Genomic DNA, 19,132 nt, shown 5'->3' on the forward strand with positions numbered 1-19,132 from the left:
TTTCTATTTTTTAGTTATTAATTTTTTTGTAGACATCCACAAATTCTTTTGCTATTAACATTAAAGTTTGAGTTGTCAATAATTGATCTTCAGCATGAACAAAAAGAACAGGAAAAACTAATTTTTCTCCCCCTGCTTCTGCAGAAACAACATCCATATGTGTTTTTTCTGCAATTATCATGCTTTGTTCTGCTTTTTCCAACAATTCATCAGCCTCACTATATTTGCCTTGTTTAGCTAAATATATCGCGTTCATTGCGTGACCCTTTGCCTCACCGGCAAATGCAATAATTTGAAATGATATTTCTTCAAAATTTAAATTCATTATTTATTTTCACTCATTAATTTTTGTGCCATTTTTATAGCTTCTTCACCCTTTGCTAATGCATAAATGTTTGCTGGTATTAATTCAACCGGAGCTGAAGTCATACTTTTAAGATCATTAAGAATAAAACTAACTTGTGGACCAACCATTATTACATCTCAGTTTTTAATAATAGGTTTAGCTTCTGCCATCCCCATTGCTTTAATTTCGTAATCCAAATTTTCTTTTCTAGCAATTGCTTCCATTTTTTTAACCAACATAGAAGTTGACATTCCAGCAGAGCAAACTAACAATATTTTTTTCGACATAATAAAATTCTCCTATTTTCTTAAAATAAGTAGATTTTTTTCTACTATAATTTCATTATAAAACTTTTGGTATAATTAAGTTTTGTTATTAAAAATTTCTATTCTTTTTGGAGAATATTCTAATAGACAAATTAGTGCCGAATATTTTAAAAAATATAAAATAAATATATAAAAGGAGTTTGTTTCATGTCAGATATCATCTATTTTGCTTTTGTACCAATTGTAATTTTACTAATTATCTATTTAACCATAGAAACAATGGAAAAAGCCTTTCACAGAATGGTTTTTCACAAAATGAAAATTTATTTATATGGAGCAATTACTTGTGCATTATTAATAATTTTGATTGTTGCAATAAGCTTATTGATTTAAAAAAACAGCAAACTTTTATGTTTGCTGTTTTTTTAAAATAATTTCTTAGAATATTCAATTAATTTAATGATTTCGTTTTTTACTTTTTCAATTTTAGTTTTAGAAATTAAATTTAAATCCAATTGAGCTTGTTTAATTTGAATTTTAAAAGCTATAGTCATTCTTTTTATATAAACATTTTTAATATGTTTTTCATACCATCCTAAAATTGATGTCGTACCCGTTACAACATCAATAAATGTTATTTTGGTTTTTGTATTCTTTTTATTTGCTTTGAATTTTAAAGTTTTTATAAATTGTTGATCTTTAGCAAAAAATTCAATTGTAATAACTTCGTTGATTTTGAGTTCAGTGATTTTAAATGGATTTTTATTGTTTTTTCCGGAAGAATAATAAAATGTGTTTTGCTTTAAATCATTATAATTGAGTTTCGGGTGCATATCTTTAGCTGATTTTTCAGCAACAGCTTTAAAGACTCTCTCAATTGGTGCTGCAATAGAATATGAAATAATAAGTTTATTAGTTCTTAATCTTTCTTCAGTCATTGAAGAATAAATTTTTGTATGAATCTTTTGTCGTTTTGAGGTAAATGTTTCTTCTAATAAATTTACTTCTTGCTCATCTTGAACAGCAACTTGATATTCTTTTTGAAGCATTACAAAACCACACTTTCTAAATCACTTACTTTGTTAGTTTTTTCTAAAATTTTAATAATTTCTAATGATAGTGATTGAGATACTATTGAACTCTCTTTTATATTATCATTTAGCATTTCTAATACATGTTCTATTTCGAATCTTAGACCTTCGCCTTCAGAAACAAAATCAAGATCATAAAAGTCTAATAAATTATTTTGATTATCATAAATAGATAATGTTTTAGGCATGTGACAAGAATCTTTTTTATAGTTTTCATTATAAAGATCAATACGTCCACCAAGTTTTGCATAACCTTTTTCAAAAATTATTTTTGTAGATAAATCATCAGTAATAGTGTCCGAACCAACAACAGTGCTTATAACATTGTTTGAATGTCTTATTGTTAAAACAGAAGTTTGTATAGCTAAAGTATTTTTTTCATATGCATTGTTCATAAATTGAACCACTTTTGCTTTACCTGCTAATTTTAAAACCGTGTATAAAGCATACATTCCTCCAGCTAAGTGAAAACCTACATTAGAATCATTAGGGATGTTTCCGCTAGTAGAAATTTTTGCATGCGAAGAATATATATATTTAATTCTACCAAGTAATTCAGATTTTATTATTTGCTCAAGTTTAATGAAAGCTGGAGCAAAACCGGTTTTTATGCCTTCAAACAACAAAAGGTCATTCTTGTTTGCTAACTTGTACAACTCTTTTGATTGAAGATATGACAATGATAAAGGTTTTTCACAAAAAACATTAATTTTATTTTCTAATGCTGTTTTAACAAAATCAAAATGACTTTCATCACTTGTTCCGATATATATTAAATCAATATTATTTCTATCTTTATTAAAAAAATCATTTAAATTTTGATAAACATTTAAATTTAAATTATATTTATCATTAATTAAATTTGCTTTTTCATAAGTTCGATTCCAAATGCTAATTATTCTGCTTTGTACATTTATATTGTTCATGATCAATAAATAATCTTTTATAAATCACTCAACAATTCTCCCCGCTCCAATAATTCCTATATTTATCATTTATTTCATATATATACTTCAATTCTTTAATTCATTTTTTAAATCTTTTTCTAATTTATTTAAATCAATTGAAGTATCCTTTCCATTTGAAGTGGCTACTTGTTTATATCAAGAATAACTTAATTTAGGTTTTCTAGTTTTGTTTGAAGAATTAAAATCCACAGAAACTAATCCATAATCTTTTCTATATCCTCCAGATGGCGAATAAATATCACAATAAGTTCATAACGAATAACCAATGAAATTAACACCTATTCTCTTTGCTTCAAGCACTGCTTCAATATGTTGTTTTAAATATTCAATTCTTTTAAAATCTTTTATTAAATCCCCGGTTTTATCATCGAAAGCTCCTAAACCGTTTTCGACAATCATTAAAGGTATATCACCATAAATATTTTTCATTTCTAAAGAACCAGAAACAAGGCGCGATGAATCTATAATTCATTTTCAATCTGTGTATAAAACATCTTTTATTGGATAAACAATTTTAAAATCTTTTGTAAAAAATTGTTCCGTTGGTCTGTTTAAGAGTTCTTCAGAAATATTTTTATGAACACCACTTATATAACATGGTCGATAATAATTTCAGCCAATGAAATCTAAGGTGTTCTTTTTTAAAAAATCTAAATCTTTTTTGCTTATTTTAAAATCAATATTATTTTCCTTTATTCATCTGAAAAAAATTTCAGGATATTTTCCCTTCATGTTTGGATCTAACCAAAAATGTAAAAATCATTGGTTATATATTTCAATTGCTTTTAAATCATTTTTGTCAGTCTTATCGTAAGGAATTGGAGGGTTTCAATCATGAACAATACCTAAAATTGAATCTTTAGAAATATATCCTTTTTCTTTAGCTAATTCAAATTCTTCTTTAGCGATAGCTCCAGATAAATTTAAATTATGTATAGCTTTAACAAAAGCGGTTTTATCATTTCTTGCTGGAGGTAAGTAAATATCTAAATAGCCAGCAAGTGTAAATGTAGAATTTTCATCATTTACGTATCAAATATCTGTATACTTTCCTAAAAATTTAAACATTGTTTTTACATATTGACGTCATCAAATCAGTATTTCAGAATTTTCTCATCCACCTTGAATTTGTGCTCAAAGAGGGGTGTCTCAATGAAATAAAATCGGAATAGGTCTTATTTCGTTTTCAATCATTTTTTTGAAAAAATTTTCAGTTCATTTAATTCCTTCTGGATTTATTTCCTGATAGTTTTTAGGAAATATTCTATTTCAATCTAAATTATAAATAAATCCATTTAAATTTGCGTTTTTCATTATCAAAGAATCAGTTTCGTATTTATGATAAAAATCTGCTGCTTGTTCAATTGAATTAATTTCTCTACCGGGTACACCTATTGGAGGAATGTAAAAATTTCGTTTTGTAAACTCATCTCAAATAGAATCAGTTCTTCCCCCTTCATTTCTTCCGCCTTCAATTTGAAATGCACAAGTTGAAGTTGATCAAATAAAATTTTGTTTATTTTTCATAAGCTCTCCTTTTTTGAAAATAATAATGTAAACTAAAAAATATTAGAGGTTAAAATGAATACGACACAAACAGTTTTTGCAATTTTAGCAGCATTTGCATTTGTAATTCCATTCTTTTTTTGGGGATTTATTAGATTTTTAGATAAACAAACAAGAACGGCTGTTAATTGACATAAAACAGCTAAAATTATTGTTTTTATTTCTTGCCTAGTTTTATTTATTCTTTTTATTATTTTGGCTATATTTTTATAATTTTATTAATTCATCATCTATTTCGATGATGTTTTTATTTTCAATTATTTCTTTAAATCAGTATCCCGATTTTTTAATAGTTCTTTTTTGTGTTTGTAAATCAAGTTCTATCAAGCCATATCTGTTTTTATAAGCGTTAGCTCAACTTCAACAATCGATAAATGTTCATACATGATAACCAAAACAATTCGATCCTTCTAAAATTGCTTTATTCAATCAATATAAATGTTCTTTAATAAAATCAATTCTATATTGATCATCAATAAAACCTTGAGAATTTTTGAATTTTATTTCGTTTTCTACGCCCATACCGTTCTCAGCAACGAATCAATTAATGTTTTTATAATTATTTTTAATTTCCATTGCTATTTTATAAATTGTTTCTGGATGTATTTCTCATCCTCTATGGGGATTAATTCTACGTTTATTTCAAACAAAATTTTCAAATCACTTTTCAGGCATAATTTTTCCGGATCAAGGTTTCGTTCTTGCTTGAACTCTTGAAGGTTGATAATAATTAACTCCTAAATAATCAATATATGAATTTTTAATTTCTAATAATTCTAATTTTGTATAATTTGGAAGCAGATCTTCTTTTTTAAATAATTCAATCAACTCTTTAGGAAATACACCATTTATTGTTGTTTCTAAAAATGATTTATTGAAAAGTAAATCTCTAATTCTAGCTGCTTGAAGATTATCTTTTGATTGATCTTTTGGATAAGCTGGAGTTAAATTCAAAATAATTGTAATTTTTTTATTTGGATCATTTGCAAACATTGAATGAAAAATATTAACAGCTTTGGCATGAGCTAAAATGGTTCCATAAGCTGCTTGAATTCCTCTTTTAAAATCAACAATTTTAGGATAATACCATTCGTATAAATAACCACCTTCAATTGGCACAATTGGTTCATTAAAAGTTGCTCAATCATCAACCAAATCACCGAAAAGTTCAAAACATGTTCGAGCATATTCAGCGTACATAGATACAACTTTTTTGTTTTCGAAACCACCAAGATTTTGTAATTCTATAGGCATATCAAAATGAAATAAGTTTACAATTAATTTAATATTTTTAAGTTTTAATTTAAAAAAATAATTCCTATAAAATTCAACAGCTTCTTTGTTGACTCTACAATCTTGAAAATTTTCTATTAATCGCGTTCACTGAATTGAGGTTCTAAAACTATTTAATTTTAATGAATTCATAATTTCTATATCTTTTTCATAATTATGAAAAAGATCAGAAGTGATATCAGGACCTATTTGATTGTGAAAATCGTTAGGAGTTTTTTTATATCAATAGTCCATTATGCTTAAATTAGGTTTAGCGAATGCTCCTTCACTTTGTGGTCCACTAGTTGCTGAACCTCATAAAAAATCATCTTTAAATTTAATTTCCATTTTTTACCCTTTGTCTTTGTTAATATTATTTTATTACTTTAAATATTTTTAAAAATAAATTTAAAAAGTTCCAAAATTTTTGGAACTTTTTCCGAAAGAAAATAGGCCGATAACCTATTGTCTTTCTTTTATTTCTTTCATTATTTTAGTTATAAACTCTGATGTAGGCATTGTGATTTCTTCTTCACTTGCATACTGACGATAAGTTATAGTATTGTTTTTAGTTTCTTCATCCCCAATAACTAATTGGTAAGGAATTTTATGAATTTGAGCTTCACGAATTTTTCACGCAAGTCTTTCATCTCTTAAATCAATATGACTTCTAATGAATTCATTTTTGAACTTATCACGCAATTTGTCTGCGTATTCAAAATTTTTATCATCACCAATTGGAATTATTTCAACTTGTGTTGGAGATAATCACAATGGTAAAATTCCGTTAGTTTGTTCTAAAATAATTGCTACAAGTCTCTCGTAAGTACCGACTAAACCACGGTGAATCATAATAGGTCTTTGTAATTTTTGATGTTGATCTACATAAGTAGCATCAAATTTTCTAGGTAGTAAGAAATCTAGTTGAATCGTTGAAATCGTAACTTCATGATTTTGAGCAGTTTTAATTTGAATATCAAGTTTAGGACCATAAAATGCAGCTTCCCCAACCATTTTAGTATAGTTAAGTTTTAAATCTTTTAAAACATTTTCAAGTTCTTCTTCTGCATGATTTCACATTTCATCATCTTGGAAATATTTTTCTTTATCTTCAGGATCTCTTACAGAAAAAGAAACATAGTCAATTTCAATTTTTAATCCTTTTAAAGCTTCTTGAACTAGTTTATAAACATTTTTAAATTCTTCTTTAACTTGATCTGGTCTAACAAAAATATGAGAATCAGTCAATTCCATTGCGCGAACACGTTCCAACCCTGTCAATGATCCCGACGATTCGTATCGGTGTTGTAGGGCGTGTTCAGCCATTCTTAAAGGTAAATCACGATAAGATCTTTGTTCTTGTTTATATAATGACACGTGGTGAGGACAACTCATTGGTTTTAAAACAAATTGTTCTTCACTACCTCTACCACCATTAAAAGGTTGAAACATATCTTCTCTATAATGATCTCAGTGACCTGAAGTTTTATAAAGATCAACAGTCCCCATAATTGGTGTTTGAACTTGAATATAGTCATACTCTCATTCTTTTTCTTTTAAATATTTTTTAATTTCGTCTTTAATTATAACCCCATTAGGCAATCACAATGGCAAACCAGCACCGATTAAATTATCAAAACCAAAAATATTTAAACGTTTATTAATTGTACGGTGATCACGACTTTTTCTATCTTCAATTAAAGCAATTTTTGAGTTTAACTCTTTAAGTGAATCAGCACCCATCCCATGAACTCTTTGTAACATAATGTTTTTTGCATCATCTAATCAATATGAACCCGTTAGTTGTTGAACTCTTATTGCTTTAATATGTTTTAAATCAGTAATAATTGGTTGGATGTTAACAATTTTTAAATTATTCAATGAATAAATAGTTACATAATTTAATTCAGCAAATTGTTTTTTAGCTAAAAAAAGTTGATATTCGTTATTTTTTAAAATTTTGGTTGCAGTCTCTAAGTCGACATATTCAATATTTATTTTGTCATTGTTTGCCAAATACTCATTAACTTTGTTTTGAATTTTTTCTAGCTCATCAAGTCCAATTCTTGGTTCGACTTCAAAAGTAACGGCAAATTCTTCACCATCTTTTTTGTAAAATGTTTGAGCTATTTTAGCTCCAAAAATATCATTAATTGCAAATGCGGTTAGTAAAGCTGAAGTATGATTGATAAATAAATCGTATTTATCATCCGATTTATTTGTTATTAATTCTAACTCTATATCTTTTTCTACCACATAGTCTAAGTCAACGGGAATTTTATTAACATAGGCTCCAACAACACTTTTTCCTAAACTTACTCCTAAATTTGATGCAATATCTTTTATTGAAATTGGTTTTTGATATTCTTTAATGTTTCCGTCTAATAATTTAACTTTCATAATTTTAATCCTTTCTTTTTTTAAAAAAAATAAAACTCGCCCCTGAATTAATAGGAGCGAGTTTTATTCGCGGTACCATCCTAATTTATGTCATATAAATAACATATCTTGATTAAGCTTTAACGGGCTTTTTACGTAACATTTATTGTTAGTAGTAGCAATATATATTCCCGATGTCTTGCACCAAACGACAACTCTCTTTAAGGTCTTTTATATTACCATGTCTAACAATGTTAATTAATATTAAGTTATACAAATTAATTTTATTACTATTTTTTGTAGTTTGCAATTTCTTTTATGATTGTTGAGGATAATTTGCGTTTTTCATGATCACTTATAAAATAGATGGTTTCAATATTAGGATCCAAAAATTTATTACCATCATAGTATTCTAACTCATATTTAAAGTCAGTATCACTTCTTAATCCTCTAATAATGTGTGAACATTGATATTTTTTAGCAATTTCAATTGTTAATTCATTTTCATTTATAATGACATGAACTTTAGGATTATTAACGGCTTTATTAATTTTTTCCATTCTTGAAGAAAAATTAGAATCATTAATTTTGTTTATATTTTTTGTAACAACAATATATATTTCATCAAAAATATTTAAAGCTTTCGTTAAAATATTTAAATGTCCTTCATGAAAAGGGTTGAAACTCCCTGGATAAATAGCTTTCATTTGTTACCTCACAGAATAATAATATATATTTTATCTTATAATTATACTTAGAAGGTAAAATTATGGGAAAAATACTACTTACAGATATAGGAAATACATCAATTCATTTTAAACTTTATGATGAGCAAAAAAATATTTATTTAACAGAAAATCGTTTTTACATTAACGAAAAAATAAAATTTTCAAGTTTTATTAACAAAGGAATTGTAGATGAAATTGTTTATTCTTCTGTGGTGCCAAAATTGAGCAAAAAATTAATTAATTTTGCAAATAAAAAAGGAATTAAAATTAGATCTATTAAAGATTTTAAATCTATTAATTATAAAAAATTTAATATAGAAAACACCAACGAATTAGGAGCTGATTTTGTCGCCTATTTTCATGCTATGAACAATAAAAAAAATCACATAATTATTTCTTTAGGAACAGCAACTACTCTTTCTGTAATTTGTAACAAGAAATTTGAAGGAGCAATAATTATGCCAGGAATTAAGACAAGTTTATATTCCTTAATAAATAAAGCAGCTTTGCTAAAAACAAGTAATTTTCACTTTTCTAATCAAATTATTGGTAAAAACACTGCAGAAGCAATAAATATCGGATCTATAAATTCTCATTATTATGCAATTGAAAAAAATATTGAATTAATTAAACAAAACATGAAAATAGACGAAGTAATTTTTACAGGTGGTAATGCCTATCTTTTAAATGAAAAAATTAAGGAAAAGTACATATTAGATGAAGATTTAATTTTTAAAGGAATCATAAATATTTATAATAAATAAAAACCAAACAATTAAATTGTTTGGTTTTTTAATTTTAATTGTTTTAATTATGCAAATATTGGAGATGAAAAGCCTACAAATAAAGCAATAATTGTTCACAACGGCATTGATACAACTGATCCCACTGTAGACAATGTTGTTGCCTCTGAAGCTAAGACAGGTTCTTTATTGTACATAATTGAATAACTTACTATTGTTGTTGCAATTGGTGATGCAGCCGATAAAACAATCATTACAAATGCGTATTTACTAATTTCGAATGATCCAGTTGCATTACCAATAGCTGCAATAGCACTCACTACAGCTATTCCGAACAAACCTGCAAAAACATTTTTTAAAGCAAAAGTGTACCAAACAGTTTTGTTTTTAATTGCTGCATTAATATCGCTTTTACCTATTAAGGCTCCAACAGCCAATCAAGCTAAAGGTGTTGGCAATGCTGATAATACTATTAAAATTTTGTCAACCCCCGGTATTAATGCATCAATTCTTGTAATTGAATAATATCCTGGTTTAATCGTGTTTCAACCACCATCAGTTACATGAATAACATCTATTCCAGGAATTAATTGTAAAATTCATAGAACAATACCAACAATCAATGAAATAATAATCGGTGTTAAAATAACCCCTTTAATATCAAGTCATTTAATTTTGTTTGAACGATGTTCAATATTTACAAGATCATTTTCTTTTCCTTTTAAATTTTTACCATCTAACGAGGTCCCCGGTAATGGTCTTTTAATAACAAATAAGGCTCATGAACACATAAAGATTCAAAATCCTACATTAAACATATTTGCTGAAGCTTCAACCGTTTTAGTTAAAGATTCTGGTGTTATTGACAATGCAATTGGTACACCGAAATAAACTGTTGAACCAAATGCCACACACATCGATAATGTGTCTTGAATTGATCTAGAGTTTTTAATATAAAAATACTTACTAAAAACTGCTAGAGCAAAAAAGAATAATAGACCCACGAGCATGATCATAAACATTTCTAAAGCATTATCTTTGCTTAAATCAACCATAAATGATTTTAAAATCAATGCCGGTAAACCAATCATAAGTAAAACTTTAACTAAAGGTTTTTCTCATCCGTCATTGGCTATTTTTTTTCTTTGAATAATAAATCCAAGAAAAATAACAAAACAAGCAGCAATTATTGAACCTCAAAATATGAGACTAGATAATGCAGTTTTGATTGCATCAGTAGCTTCGCTTAAAATTAAAACATTAGACATTTTTGATCACTCCCATTTCCTTATTAATTAACAGCAGTGTCACAAGTTCCTGTTTCTACTAACTGTTTTAAATTTTGGAATGATATTTCTGCCATATTCTTTACAGCTTCATCTGTAAAATAGGCAACATGAGGGGAGATTAAAACTCTTGGATATAATTTTAGTAATTCAACAATTTCAGGATTAATCTTCATAACATCGGCTTCAGTTAATTTTTTATTAATTAAATCACCTTCATTAGTAAATACATCACCAGCATAACCATAAAGTTTATTTGATTTAATTGCACTGATAATTGCTTTTGTGTCAACTAATGGAGCACGCGAAACATTAACAATTGAAGCAAAATCTTTCATTTTAGAAATTAAAGCTTCATTTATTAAGTTTTCATTCTCACCTTTAATGTAAGGAACATGCAAGGAAATTAATTCAGACTTTTTAATTAAAGTTTCTAAATCTGTATACTCTAAAACTTCATTATTTTTATCATTAGGGAAAAGATCAAATCCTAAAACTTTAGCTCCTGTACCTTTTCAATACTTAGCTGTTTCGTAACCAATTTTTCCAGTTCCAATAATTCCAATTGTGGAATTTTTTAATTCTTTGGCAAACATATTTCCATCTATTTTAAAATTAAAATCTTTAGTTTGATTAAACATTCATCCAGATCTTCGTAATAATTCAATACCACCAGCAAACGCTAAAGAAGCAACCGCTGTTGGAGAATAAGATGGAACTCGCCCTACTTTATAGCCCAACGAAGCAGCGGTTTTTAAATCAATATGATCGGTACCTACTGTTCTTGTAACAATATATTTAACCCCTTTTTCTTTAAAGGTTTTTAATGCTTTTTCATCGGCTTTGCAGTTTACAAATAAAATTACTGCATCCATTCCGTTTGGAAAATTTTTAATGTTTTCACTATTTAATAAATCGTTTGTATAAAATAATTCGTTTTTAAATTTTTTATTTTCTAATTCAAAGATTGATTTTTCGGCATCTTGAATACCATAGCAAAAAATTTTCATATAGCTCCTTTTTTAGCTAGTTAAATCCATAGTCTCCTGACAAATCATTAATTCTTCATTTGTCTTAATTGCATAAATGTCAAATTTTGAATCCTTGTTTGATATTTTCAAAAAGTCGTCATAACGTTTGATATTTTCTTTTGGATTTAACTTTAAACCTAAAATGTTAACTCTATTAATTATTTCTTTACGTACTGTGTCAGAATTTTCACCAATTCCGGCAGTAAAAATTAAAGCATCAATTTTTCCTTCTAATCTGTTTGCATATTTAACAATAAAATCCGCTACATTTTGTGAATATTTATTCAATGTTAATACGGCGTGTTTGTTACCTTTTTCAACTTCGGCAATGATTTCTCTCATGTCACTACTTATTTCAGAAAACCCTTTTAGTCCTGATTCTTTATTTAATATAGAAGTTATTTCAAACACATCTTTATTAAGTGCTTTAACCATATATTGAATAATTGATGGGTCAATATCACCTGATCTTGTTCCCATCATTAGTCCAGCTAAAGGAGTGAATCCCATTGTTGTGTCAATGGATTTACCATTTTTTACACAAGCAACAGAAGCTCCACTTCCTAAATGACAAATTATTAAATTTAATTTGCCAACAGGTTTTTTAATCATTTTTGCATATTTTTCTGTTATATATTTGTAACTAATTCCGTGAAAACCAAATTTTCTAACTTGATATTTTTTGTATCATTCATAAGGAACAGAATATAAGAAAGTTTCTTCATCCATTGTTTGGTGGAACGAAGTATCAAATGAGGCAATTAATTTAACTTTTGGCATTTCTATTTTAAAAGCTTCAATTGCAACTAATGCACCTGGATTATGTAGTGGTGCTAATTTAACGCAAGCCTCAATTTCTTTAAAGACTTTTTTATCAATAACAACAGGTTCTGTTATTTTACCTCCGTGTACTATTCGAAATCCAACAGCTGCAATATCTTTTTTATCTTTGATAACTTTTAATTCTTCAAATTGTTTTAAAATAAATTGAATAGCTTCATTGTGATTACTCATTTTTTGATTAAATTGATGTTTTTCACCATTGAATTCAATTTTTAAAAATCCGTCCACACCGATTCTTTCAGCTAATCCGTCTAAAATTGCGATTGGTACATTTTTCTTTATAGCAAATAATTTAAATTTGATTGAACTACTTCCCGAGTTAACTACTAAGATCATTATTCTACCTCCATAGATTGGTAAATTGTGATGATTGCTGTTTGTAAAACATCTTCATAAGTTGCTCCACGCGATAAATCATTAACGGGTTTATTTAACCCCAAGATAAATGGACCTACAGCTTCTCAACCACCCATTCTTTGAGCGATTTTATAACCTATATTCCCGGATTGAATTTCAGGGAAAATGAAAACATCAGGAGTATTTTTTGTAAGTTTATTGTTTGGGAACTTTTTATCTCTTACTTTTTTATCAAAAGCAGCATCAAACTGCATTTCTCCTTCAATTATAAAATCGACATTTTCATTTTTTAAAATCTCAACCGCTTTATTAACACGATCAACATCTTCTCCTGCCCCACTACCGTTTGTTGAATAACTCAAGAAAGCAACTTCAGGATTCTTAACTTGCATTTGTTTGGCGAACTTTGCCACCATTTTTCCAGTTGAAACTAGTTGCTCTGAGGTTGGTTTAATGTTTAAAGCACAATCTGAGAAAAAGAAAGTTTGATCATCTTTTTTCATTATAAATACTGATGTAGCAAGCAATGCAGACGGACTTGTTTTAATAATTTGCAAAGCTGGTCGCAATGTATCTGCGGTTGTGAATGTAAGACCACACAACATTGAATCTGATTCGTTATTTTGCATCATCATTGCACCAAAATAATTTCTTTGACGCATTAATTTTTTAGCATCTTCAATTGTCACTTTGCCCTTACGTAATTCAAAAAATTGATTTGCTAAAGTTGTTGTGTCAATGTCTTCTAAATTCAAAATTTTAACTTGAGAATTTAAAGTTTTTGGGATATCTTTTTTATCATTAAATAACAAAATTGGTTCAGCAATTTTGTTTTCAACAAGATAATTAGCAACTTTTTGAATAATTTCTTCCTGTCCCTCAGGAAAAACGATTTTCTTTTTATTTTTGTTACTAATAAGTTCTTGTTTTATTTCTTCAATTTTAATCATTAAAACCTCCGATTATAAATTGATTGGTAAACCTGTTTCTAAAGCTTCTGCAACTTCACCAATTGCTTCACTCATAGTTGGGTGAGGGTGAATTGCTCTTGCAACTTCAGTTATTGTTCCTTCACATTCAATTAATGTTGTAATTTCAGAAATCATTTCTGTTGCTGTTGAACCAATTATGTGAGCTCCTAGTACAGTTTTATATTTAGGTTCAACAATTAGTTTAACAAACCCGTAAGGATGATCATCAACTAAAGCTTTTCCAATTGCTGAGAATGGAAATTTAAATGCTTTGTATTCAACGCCTTCTTTTTCAAGTTGTTGCTCAGTTTTTCCAATCATTGCAACTTCAGGAGATGTATAAATACAACTTGGAATTTTTGCAAAATCCATTTTAATATCATGTGCTTTAGAACTTCCATTTTTCATAGCAATTCTATTTGCAGCAACAATTCCTGCATGTGATGCCACATGCGCTAACATTGCTTTACCAATAACGTCACCGATTGCATAAACTCCTTCAATGTTAGTTTCACAATAATCATCTACATTAATTGCTTTTCTATCAGTTATGTCTAATCCCATATTTTCAAAACCATCAATAACAGTTTTTCTTCCAACAGATTCTAAACAATAATCAGTTGTGATTTTTTGTTCTTTTCCATCAAGTTCATATATAACTGATTTATCTTTAATTTCTTTAATTTTTGCATTAGTTATAACATTGATTTTGTAACGTTCTTTTAATTGCTTAGTCATTTCAGTAATTACATCTTTATCAAGCATTTCTAAAATTGTAGGTAATCCTTGTAATATAGTTACTTCTACGCCAACATTTGCATATAAACAAGCAAATTCAACACCAATAACTCCTCCACCAATAATTACTAATTTTTTAGGAATAGTAGGTAAAGATAAAGCACCAGTTGAATTGATTAAATAACCTGATTTAGCTGCTTCAGCAAATCCTGGTAAAGGTAATGAATTTGGAACTGATCCAGTTGCGATGATTAAATTTTTACATCCATATTTAATTCCATCAACTTCAACAGTATTTGGATCTAAAGCTTGAGCTTTTCCCTCAATGCGTTTAACTTTATTTTTATCTAGTAAATAACGAACTCCTCCAGTTAATTTACCAACAATATCATCTTTACGAGATTGAACTTTTTTTCAATCTAAAGAAGGTTTAACATTCCCTGGGTATGAAATTCCAAAAACATCATTTTTATTTAAAGCAATATCAAAGGCTTTTGCTGCTTTTAATAATGCTTTGGTTGGAATACATCCAACATTTAAACAAACTCCTCCATAATATTGTTTTTCAACAATCATTGCTTTTAAACCTAGTTGCGCAACTTTAATTGCAGAAACGTATCCTCCAATTCCCGCTCCAACAACAATTACATCAAAATCTTCTTTTGTGTCATATTTAACACTTGATTTTTGAATTGTTGGTTGAGAAGGTTTTTGAGCTTCTGGTGCACGACTTGGAAGAACGTCATTTGATACTGGTGTTGAACCAACAACACTAGCATTTTCTTCAACTGGTTCAGATTTTGCTTCTGATTTATTTTCTTCTTTTACAGGTGATGATGTTGAACCATCATCGATTACAAAAACCACTTGTCCAACCTTAATCTCTTCATCGGGTTTAACTAAGATTTTAGCAATTGTCCCTGCAACGGGAGTTGGAATTTCAGAATTAACTTTATCAGTCTCAACGTGAAATAAACTATCCCCCATTTTTACTTGGTCTCCAATTTTAACTAAAATTTCAGTAACTTTACCTTCAGTTAAACCTTCTCCAATATCTGCAAATTTTACTTCAAACATATTTTTTAACTCCACTTAACTACACTAACAAAATCAAAGGATTTTGTAAGTAATATTCTACTTTAGATAAAAATCTACCTGCATCCGCACCATCAATGATTCTATGATCAGCTGTTGCTGAAAATGGCATTATTCATCTAGGTTTAATTTCTTCTCCAATATACATTGGAGTTTTAACCATATTTCCGATTCCCAAAATTGCTGATTCTGGAGAATTGATAATTGGTGTTGCAAAATCTAAACCAACAGTTCCAAAATTAGAAATTGTGAAAGTTCCATCTTTCATATCTAACATTCCTAGTTTTTTATTTTTAGCTTTATTTGCTAATTCTGTTATTTTAACTGCGATTTCTAAAACAGTAAGTTGATCAACACCTTTAATAACAGGAACCATCAAACCATCTGGTGTATCAACTGCAATTCCAATATTAACATTTTGTAAATATTGGATTGAATTGTTTGCTTCATCAATTCTGACATTAATATTTGGCATTTCTTTTAAAGCTCTCGCAACAGCTTTAGCAATAAAGGCTAAATAAGTTAATTTAACATTTTGTGAATCAGCATAAACTTTTAATTGATTTCTTGCTTCTACCAAATTGGTAATATCGATTGATTTCATTCCGGTGAAAGCAGCATTTTTAGTATGACTTAAAGTCATTGCTTTAACTGTTGCTTTTCTAATTCCGTTCATTGGTTTAGTGTCAAAACTTAATTGTTCATTAATCTCTCTTACAGAAATTTTTGGGTTATTGTAATCAGGTCCTGGTTTTCCAACAGGTTTAGCTGCCACTATTTCTGGGGCAGAAACATGGTTAATTGGTGCAATAGATGCAATAGGTTTTGCAACACTAACATTTGCTAAATCAGCTACTAAAATTCTTCCGTTTGGTCCTGTTCCTGTAACATTTTTTAAATCAATGTTTTTATCAGCAGCAACTTTTCTCGCTAAAGGTGTTGCTTTGATTTGGTGATTATTATTAGTTGAAACTTGAACTTCTTCTCTACGAGAAATTACTTCGTTTGATGCAGGTGTTGAACCAACAACACTAGCATTTTCTTCTTCAACTTCAACTTTTTTTGTTTCCTTTTCAGGAGCTGCAGAAGCTGATCCATCATCAATTAAAACAACAACTTGACCAACTTTAATTTCTTGGTCAGCTTTAATTAAAATTTCACTAACTTTACCTGCAACTGGAGCTGGAATTTCTGAATTAACTTTATCGGTTTCAACGTGAAACAAGCTGTCACCCATTTTTACTTGATCTCCAACTTTTACTAAGACTTCAGTAACTTTACCTTCAGTTAAACCTTCTCCAATATCTGCAAATTTTACTTCAAACATATTTTTACCTTTCTGTAATTAAAATTTGTAATTAATTACTTCTTTAATTTTTTCTAAAACTTTGTATGGGTTAACTTGGTGATAACCTTCTCCTCTATCAAAAGGAATTGGTACATCATAACCTGTACATCTAGATAATGGTGCTTTTAAGAAATCGAAACATTTTTCATTAACTGTTGTGATAATTTCAGCTGATACTGAAAATGATCTAACAGCTTCATGAACTACTAACAATCTACCTGTTTTTTTAACAGATTCGATTACCATTTCTTTATCTCAAGGTTTAATTGAACGTAAATCAATTAATTCAATTGAAGCACTTGGATTTTCTTTTTTATATAGTTCTAATGCTTTTTGACAATCCACAGTTTGAGCACCGTAAGTCACGATTGTTAAATCATTACCTTCAGTAATTTTGTAACCTTTTCCAATTGGTACTGTATATCATCCATCTGGTACTTCTTGTTTGAAAGCACGATACAATTTTGTTGGTTCAAAAACAATAACTGGATCTTTTGATTCGATTGCAGCTAAGATTAGTCCTTTTGTGTCATATGGAGTTGATGGGATAACCACTTTAACTCCTGGGTTGTGAGCATAAATTGCTTCCATTGCTTCAGAGTGGTGTTCTAGAGCTCTGATTCCTCCACCCATTGGCATTCTAATTACCATCGGAACTGTATATTTTCCTCTAGTTCTGTTTCTCATTCTTCCCATGTGAGTAAAAATGTTTTGTAACGAAGCTCAACCTAATCCTTCAAATTGCATTTCAACAACTGGTTTCATTCCGTTAATTGCCATTCCGATTCCTACCCCGACAAAAACAGCTTCACTAATTGGAGCATTAAAACATCTTGCTTCTCCAAATTTTGCTTGTAATCCTTGGGTAGCTCTAAAAACTCCACCTTCGAATCCTGCGTCTTCACCGTAAACTACTACTTGATCATCTTGCGACATCGCTGTGTCTAGAGCTTCTGTTACAGCTTTAATATTGTTAATAACTGCCATTAGTGGTGTCCTCCATCTTTTGATTCTGGGTATTTTTCAAAGAAAGCTTTAGCTTCTGAATATTGTTCTTTTAAGTCATTATCCATTTCTTCGTATGTGTAGTTAAAGATATCTTCTAATCCGTAATTTTTGTTTTTTTCCATTCATTCAAATTCTGCAGCAACAAAAGCGTCTTGTTCTTCATCAAGTTTAGTTTGCTTTTTGTCATCTCAAAGTTTTTGATCTTTTAAATATTGTTTCATTCTAATTAAAGGATCTCGCAATTTTGCTGCTTCAAATTCTTCTGGTGAACGATAAATATCTGGGTTATCACTTGAAGAGTGTGCTCCTAAACGATAAGTATCACATTCTACCAAGATAGGTCCATTTCCTTTTCTTACTCATTCTGCAGCTTCTTTAAATACTCCATAAACTGCTAAAAAATCGTTACCATCAACTTTAATTGATGGCATTCCTACAGCAATTCCTTTAACTGCAAAGTTAAGTGATTTTGTAGCTTGGAAAACTGGAGTTGAAATAGCTCATTTGTTGTTTTCAACAACAAAAATACATGGAACTTCATGCAATTTAGCAAAGTTCATTGCTTCATAAACTTCCCCTTCACTTGTTCCTCCATCTCCTGTAGTTGTTAATACAATACCATCACGTTTGTTGTATTTTTCAGCAAATGCAAGCCCTGTTGCTTGTGAGTATTGAGAACCAATTACGATGTTTGGTGGTAAAGAGTTAACACCTTCTGGCGATCTTGCTCCAAATTCATTTCCTGCTCAATATAACATTATGTTTCTAATTGGCATTCCTACAGTTAATCATGCGGCATTATTTCTGTAACCAGAAACGAATCAATCTTTACCTTTAATTAAATTCATTGCATAACCAACTTCTGATGCTTCTTGCCCTGTAGAAGATAAAAATGATAATAAACGCCCTTGTCTTTGAGCTTTATTTTGAAAATCATCTTGTCTTCTTGATAAGTTCATTAATTTATAAGCTTCAATTAATTTATCATTATCAATTTCAGGCATAAGTTTAGGATTGATAATTTTTCCCTTTGCATCCATTATTTCAACACGTTCGTTTTTTAACGGATCAAATTTATTAATATATTTCATTAGAC

The 19,132-nt window shown here is 28.8% G+C and carries 19 protein-coding genes; 3 read left to right on the forward strand and 16 right to left on the reverse strand.

Features of this window, described 5'->3' with window-relative positions:
- Nucleotides 1–10: 10 nt before the first annotated feature.
- Nucleotides 11–325, reverse strand: coding sequence for a PTS sugar transporter subunit IIA (locus ESOMN_RS02735; protein ID WP_024863435.1), 315 nt, complete (start codon nucleotides 323–325; stop codon nucleotides 11–13).
- A complete protein-coding gene (locus ESOMN_RS02740; protein WP_024863436.1) occupies nucleotides 325–633 on the reverse strand; it encodes a PTS sugar transporter subunit IIB in 309 nt (102 codons plus the stop codon). The genes ESOMN_RS02735 and ESOMN_RS02740 overlap by 1 nt, the downstream gene beginning before the upstream one ends.
- A gap of 186 nt (nucleotides 634–819) precedes the next feature.
- On the opposite strand from ESOMN_RS02740, the gene ESOMN_RS02745 reads away from it, so the two are divergent.
- Nucleotides 820–1,005, forward strand: coding sequence for a hypothetical protein (locus ESOMN_RS02745; protein WP_024863437.1), 186 nt, complete (start codon nucleotides 820–822; stop codon nucleotides 1,003–1,005).
- Nucleotides 1,006–1,037: 32 nt separating this feature from the next.
- Here ESOMN_RS02745 and ESOMN_RS02750 read toward each other — a convergent pair whose 3' ends face one another.
- The 3 genes from ESOMN_RS02750 to ESOMN_RS02760 are packed head-to-tail and all read right to left on the reverse strand — an operon-like array spanning nucleotide 1,038 to nucleotide 4,198.
- Complete coding sequence (locus ESOMN_RS02750) at nucleotides 1,038–1,661, reverse strand: hypothetical protein (protein ID WP_024863438.1); 624 nt, start codon at nucleotides 1,659–1,661, stop codon at nucleotides 1,038–1,040.
- Entirely contained in the window at nucleotides 1,661–2,698 is a 1,038-nt protein-coding gene (locus ESOMN_RS02755; RefSeq protein WP_051445519.1) for a Gfo/Idh/MocA family protein, read from the reverse strand. Before ESOMN_RS02755 ends, ESOMN_RS02750 begins: the two co-directional genes overlap by 1 nt.
- On the reverse strand, nucleotides 2,699–4,198 hold the full coding sequence (locus ESOMN_RS02760; RefSeq protein ID WP_024863440.1) for a glycoside hydrolase family 1 protein: 1,500 nt from the start codon (nucleotides 4,196–4,198) through the stop codon (nucleotides 2,699–2,701).
- A 54-nt stretch (nucleotides 4,199–4,252) separates the two neighbouring features.
- Between ESOMN_RS02760 and ESOMN_RS02765 the strand changes: the two genes are divergently transcribed.
- Nucleotides 4,253–4,450 (forward strand): hypothetical protein, encoded by a 198-nt coding sequence (locus tag ESOMN_RS02765; RefSeq protein ID WP_024863441.1) that lies wholly within the window; start codon nucleotides 4,253–4,255, stop codon nucleotides 4,448–4,450.
- On the opposite strand, the gene ESOMN_RS02770 is transcribed toward ESOMN_RS02765, so the two are convergent.
- The 3 genes from ESOMN_RS02770 to coaD form a co-directional block, all read right to left on the reverse strand.
- Nucleotides 4,445–5,857 (reverse strand): glycoside hydrolase family 1 protein, encoded by a 1,413-nt coding sequence (locus ESOMN_RS02770; protein ID WP_024863442.1) that lies wholly within the window; start codon nucleotides 5,855–5,857, stop codon nucleotides 4,445–4,447. The two genes, ESOMN_RS02765 and ESOMN_RS02770, sit on opposite strands and share 6 nt — an antisense overlap.
- 114 nt (nucleotides 5,858–5,971) lie before the next feature.
- Complete coding sequence (thrS, locus tag ESOMN_RS02775) at nucleotides 5,972–7,909, reverse strand: threonine--tRNA ligase (protein ID WP_024863443.1); 1,938 nt, start codon at nucleotides 7,907–7,909, stop codon at nucleotides 5,972–5,974.
- 269 nt (nucleotides 7,910–8,178) lie between these two features.
- Nucleotides 8,179–8,595 carry a pantetheine-phosphate adenylyltransferase gene (gene coaD / locus ESOMN_RS02780; RefSeq protein WP_024863444.1) on the reverse strand — a complete coding sequence of 139 codons (417 nt, stop codon included), beginning with the start codon at nucleotides 8,593–8,595 and terminating at the stop codon, nucleotides 8,179–8,181.
- Nucleotides 8,596–8,657: 62 nt separating this feature from the next.
- Here coaD and ESOMN_RS02785 point away from each other — a divergent pair, with 62 nt between their 5' ends.
- Nucleotides 8,658–9,380 (forward strand): type III pantothenate kinase, encoded by a 723-nt coding sequence (locus tag ESOMN_RS02785; protein WP_024863445.1) that lies wholly within the window; start codon nucleotides 8,658–8,660, stop codon nucleotides 9,378–9,380.
- 47 nt (nucleotides 9,381–9,427) lie between these two features.
- Here the strand turns inward: ESOMN_RS02785 and ESOMN_RS02790 are convergent, their stop codons facing one another.
- Genes ESOMN_RS02790 through pdhA form a run of 8 tightly spaced genes read right to left on the reverse strand, consistent with a single transcriptional unit; the run spans nucleotide 9,428 to nucleotide 19,127 of the window.
- Entirely contained in the window at nucleotides 9,428–10,627 is a 1,200-nt protein-coding gene (locus tag ESOMN_RS02790; RefSeq protein WP_024863446.1) for an AEC family transporter, read from the reverse strand.
- Nucleotides 10,628–10,650: 23 nt separating this feature from the next.
- The gene (locus tag ESOMN_RS02795; RefSeq protein ID WP_024863447.1) at nucleotides 10,651–11,655 is read right to left on the reverse strand and encodes an NAD(P)-dependent oxidoreductase; all 1,005 of its coding nucleotides are present in this window, start codon (nucleotides 11,653–11,655) and stop codon (nucleotides 10,651–10,653) included.
- A 12-nt stretch (nucleotides 11,656–11,667) separates the two neighbouring features.
- On the reverse strand, nucleotides 11,668–12,855 hold the full coding sequence (locus ESOMN_RS02800) for an acetate kinase (protein WP_024863448.1): 1,188 nt from the start codon (nucleotides 12,853–12,855) through the stop codon (nucleotides 11,668–11,670).
- On the reverse strand, nucleotides 12,855–13,826 hold the full coding sequence (gene pta / locus ESOMN_RS02805; protein ID WP_024863449.1) for a phosphate acetyltransferase: 972 nt from the start codon (nucleotides 13,824–13,826) through the stop codon (nucleotides 12,855–12,857). The genes ESOMN_RS02800 and pta overlap by 1 nt, the downstream gene beginning before the upstream one ends.
- Before the next feature lie 12 nt (nucleotides 13,827–13,838).
- A complete protein-coding gene (lpdA, locus tag ESOMN_RS02810; protein ID WP_024863450.1) occupies nucleotides 13,839–15,662 on the reverse strand; it encodes a dihydrolipoyl dehydrogenase in 1,824 nt (607 codons plus the stop codon).
- Between the two features lie 19 nt (nucleotides 15,663–15,681).
- Complete coding sequence (locus tag ESOMN_RS02815; RefSeq protein WP_024863451.1) at nucleotides 15,682–17,007, reverse strand: dihydrolipoamide acetyltransferase family protein; 1,326 nt, start codon at nucleotides 17,005–17,007, stop codon at nucleotides 15,682–15,684.
- 18 nt (nucleotides 17,008–17,025) lie between these two features.
- Nucleotides 17,026–18,015: an alpha-ketoacid dehydrogenase subunit beta gene (locus tag ESOMN_RS02820; RefSeq protein WP_024863452.1), complete on the reverse strand. Its 990-nt coding sequence runs from the start codon at nucleotides 18,013–18,015 to the stop codon at nucleotides 17,026–17,028.
- Nucleotides 18,015–19,127 (reverse strand): pyruvate dehydrogenase (acetyl-transferring) E1 component subunit alpha, encoded by a 1,113-nt coding sequence (gene pdhA, locus ESOMN_RS02825; protein WP_024863453.1) that lies wholly within the window; start codon nucleotides 19,125–19,127, stop codon nucleotides 18,015–18,017. Before pdhA ends, ESOMN_RS02820 begins: the two co-directional genes overlap by 1 nt.
- Nucleotides 19,128–19,132: the final 5 nt, after the last annotated feature.

It is taken from the genome of Williamsoniiplasma somnilux (assembly GCF_002804005.1).
In the GTDB taxonomy this organism is placed as follows: Bacteria; Bacillota_I; Bacilli_A; order Mycoplasmatales; family Mycoplasmataceae; genus Williamsoniiplasma; species Williamsoniiplasma somnilux.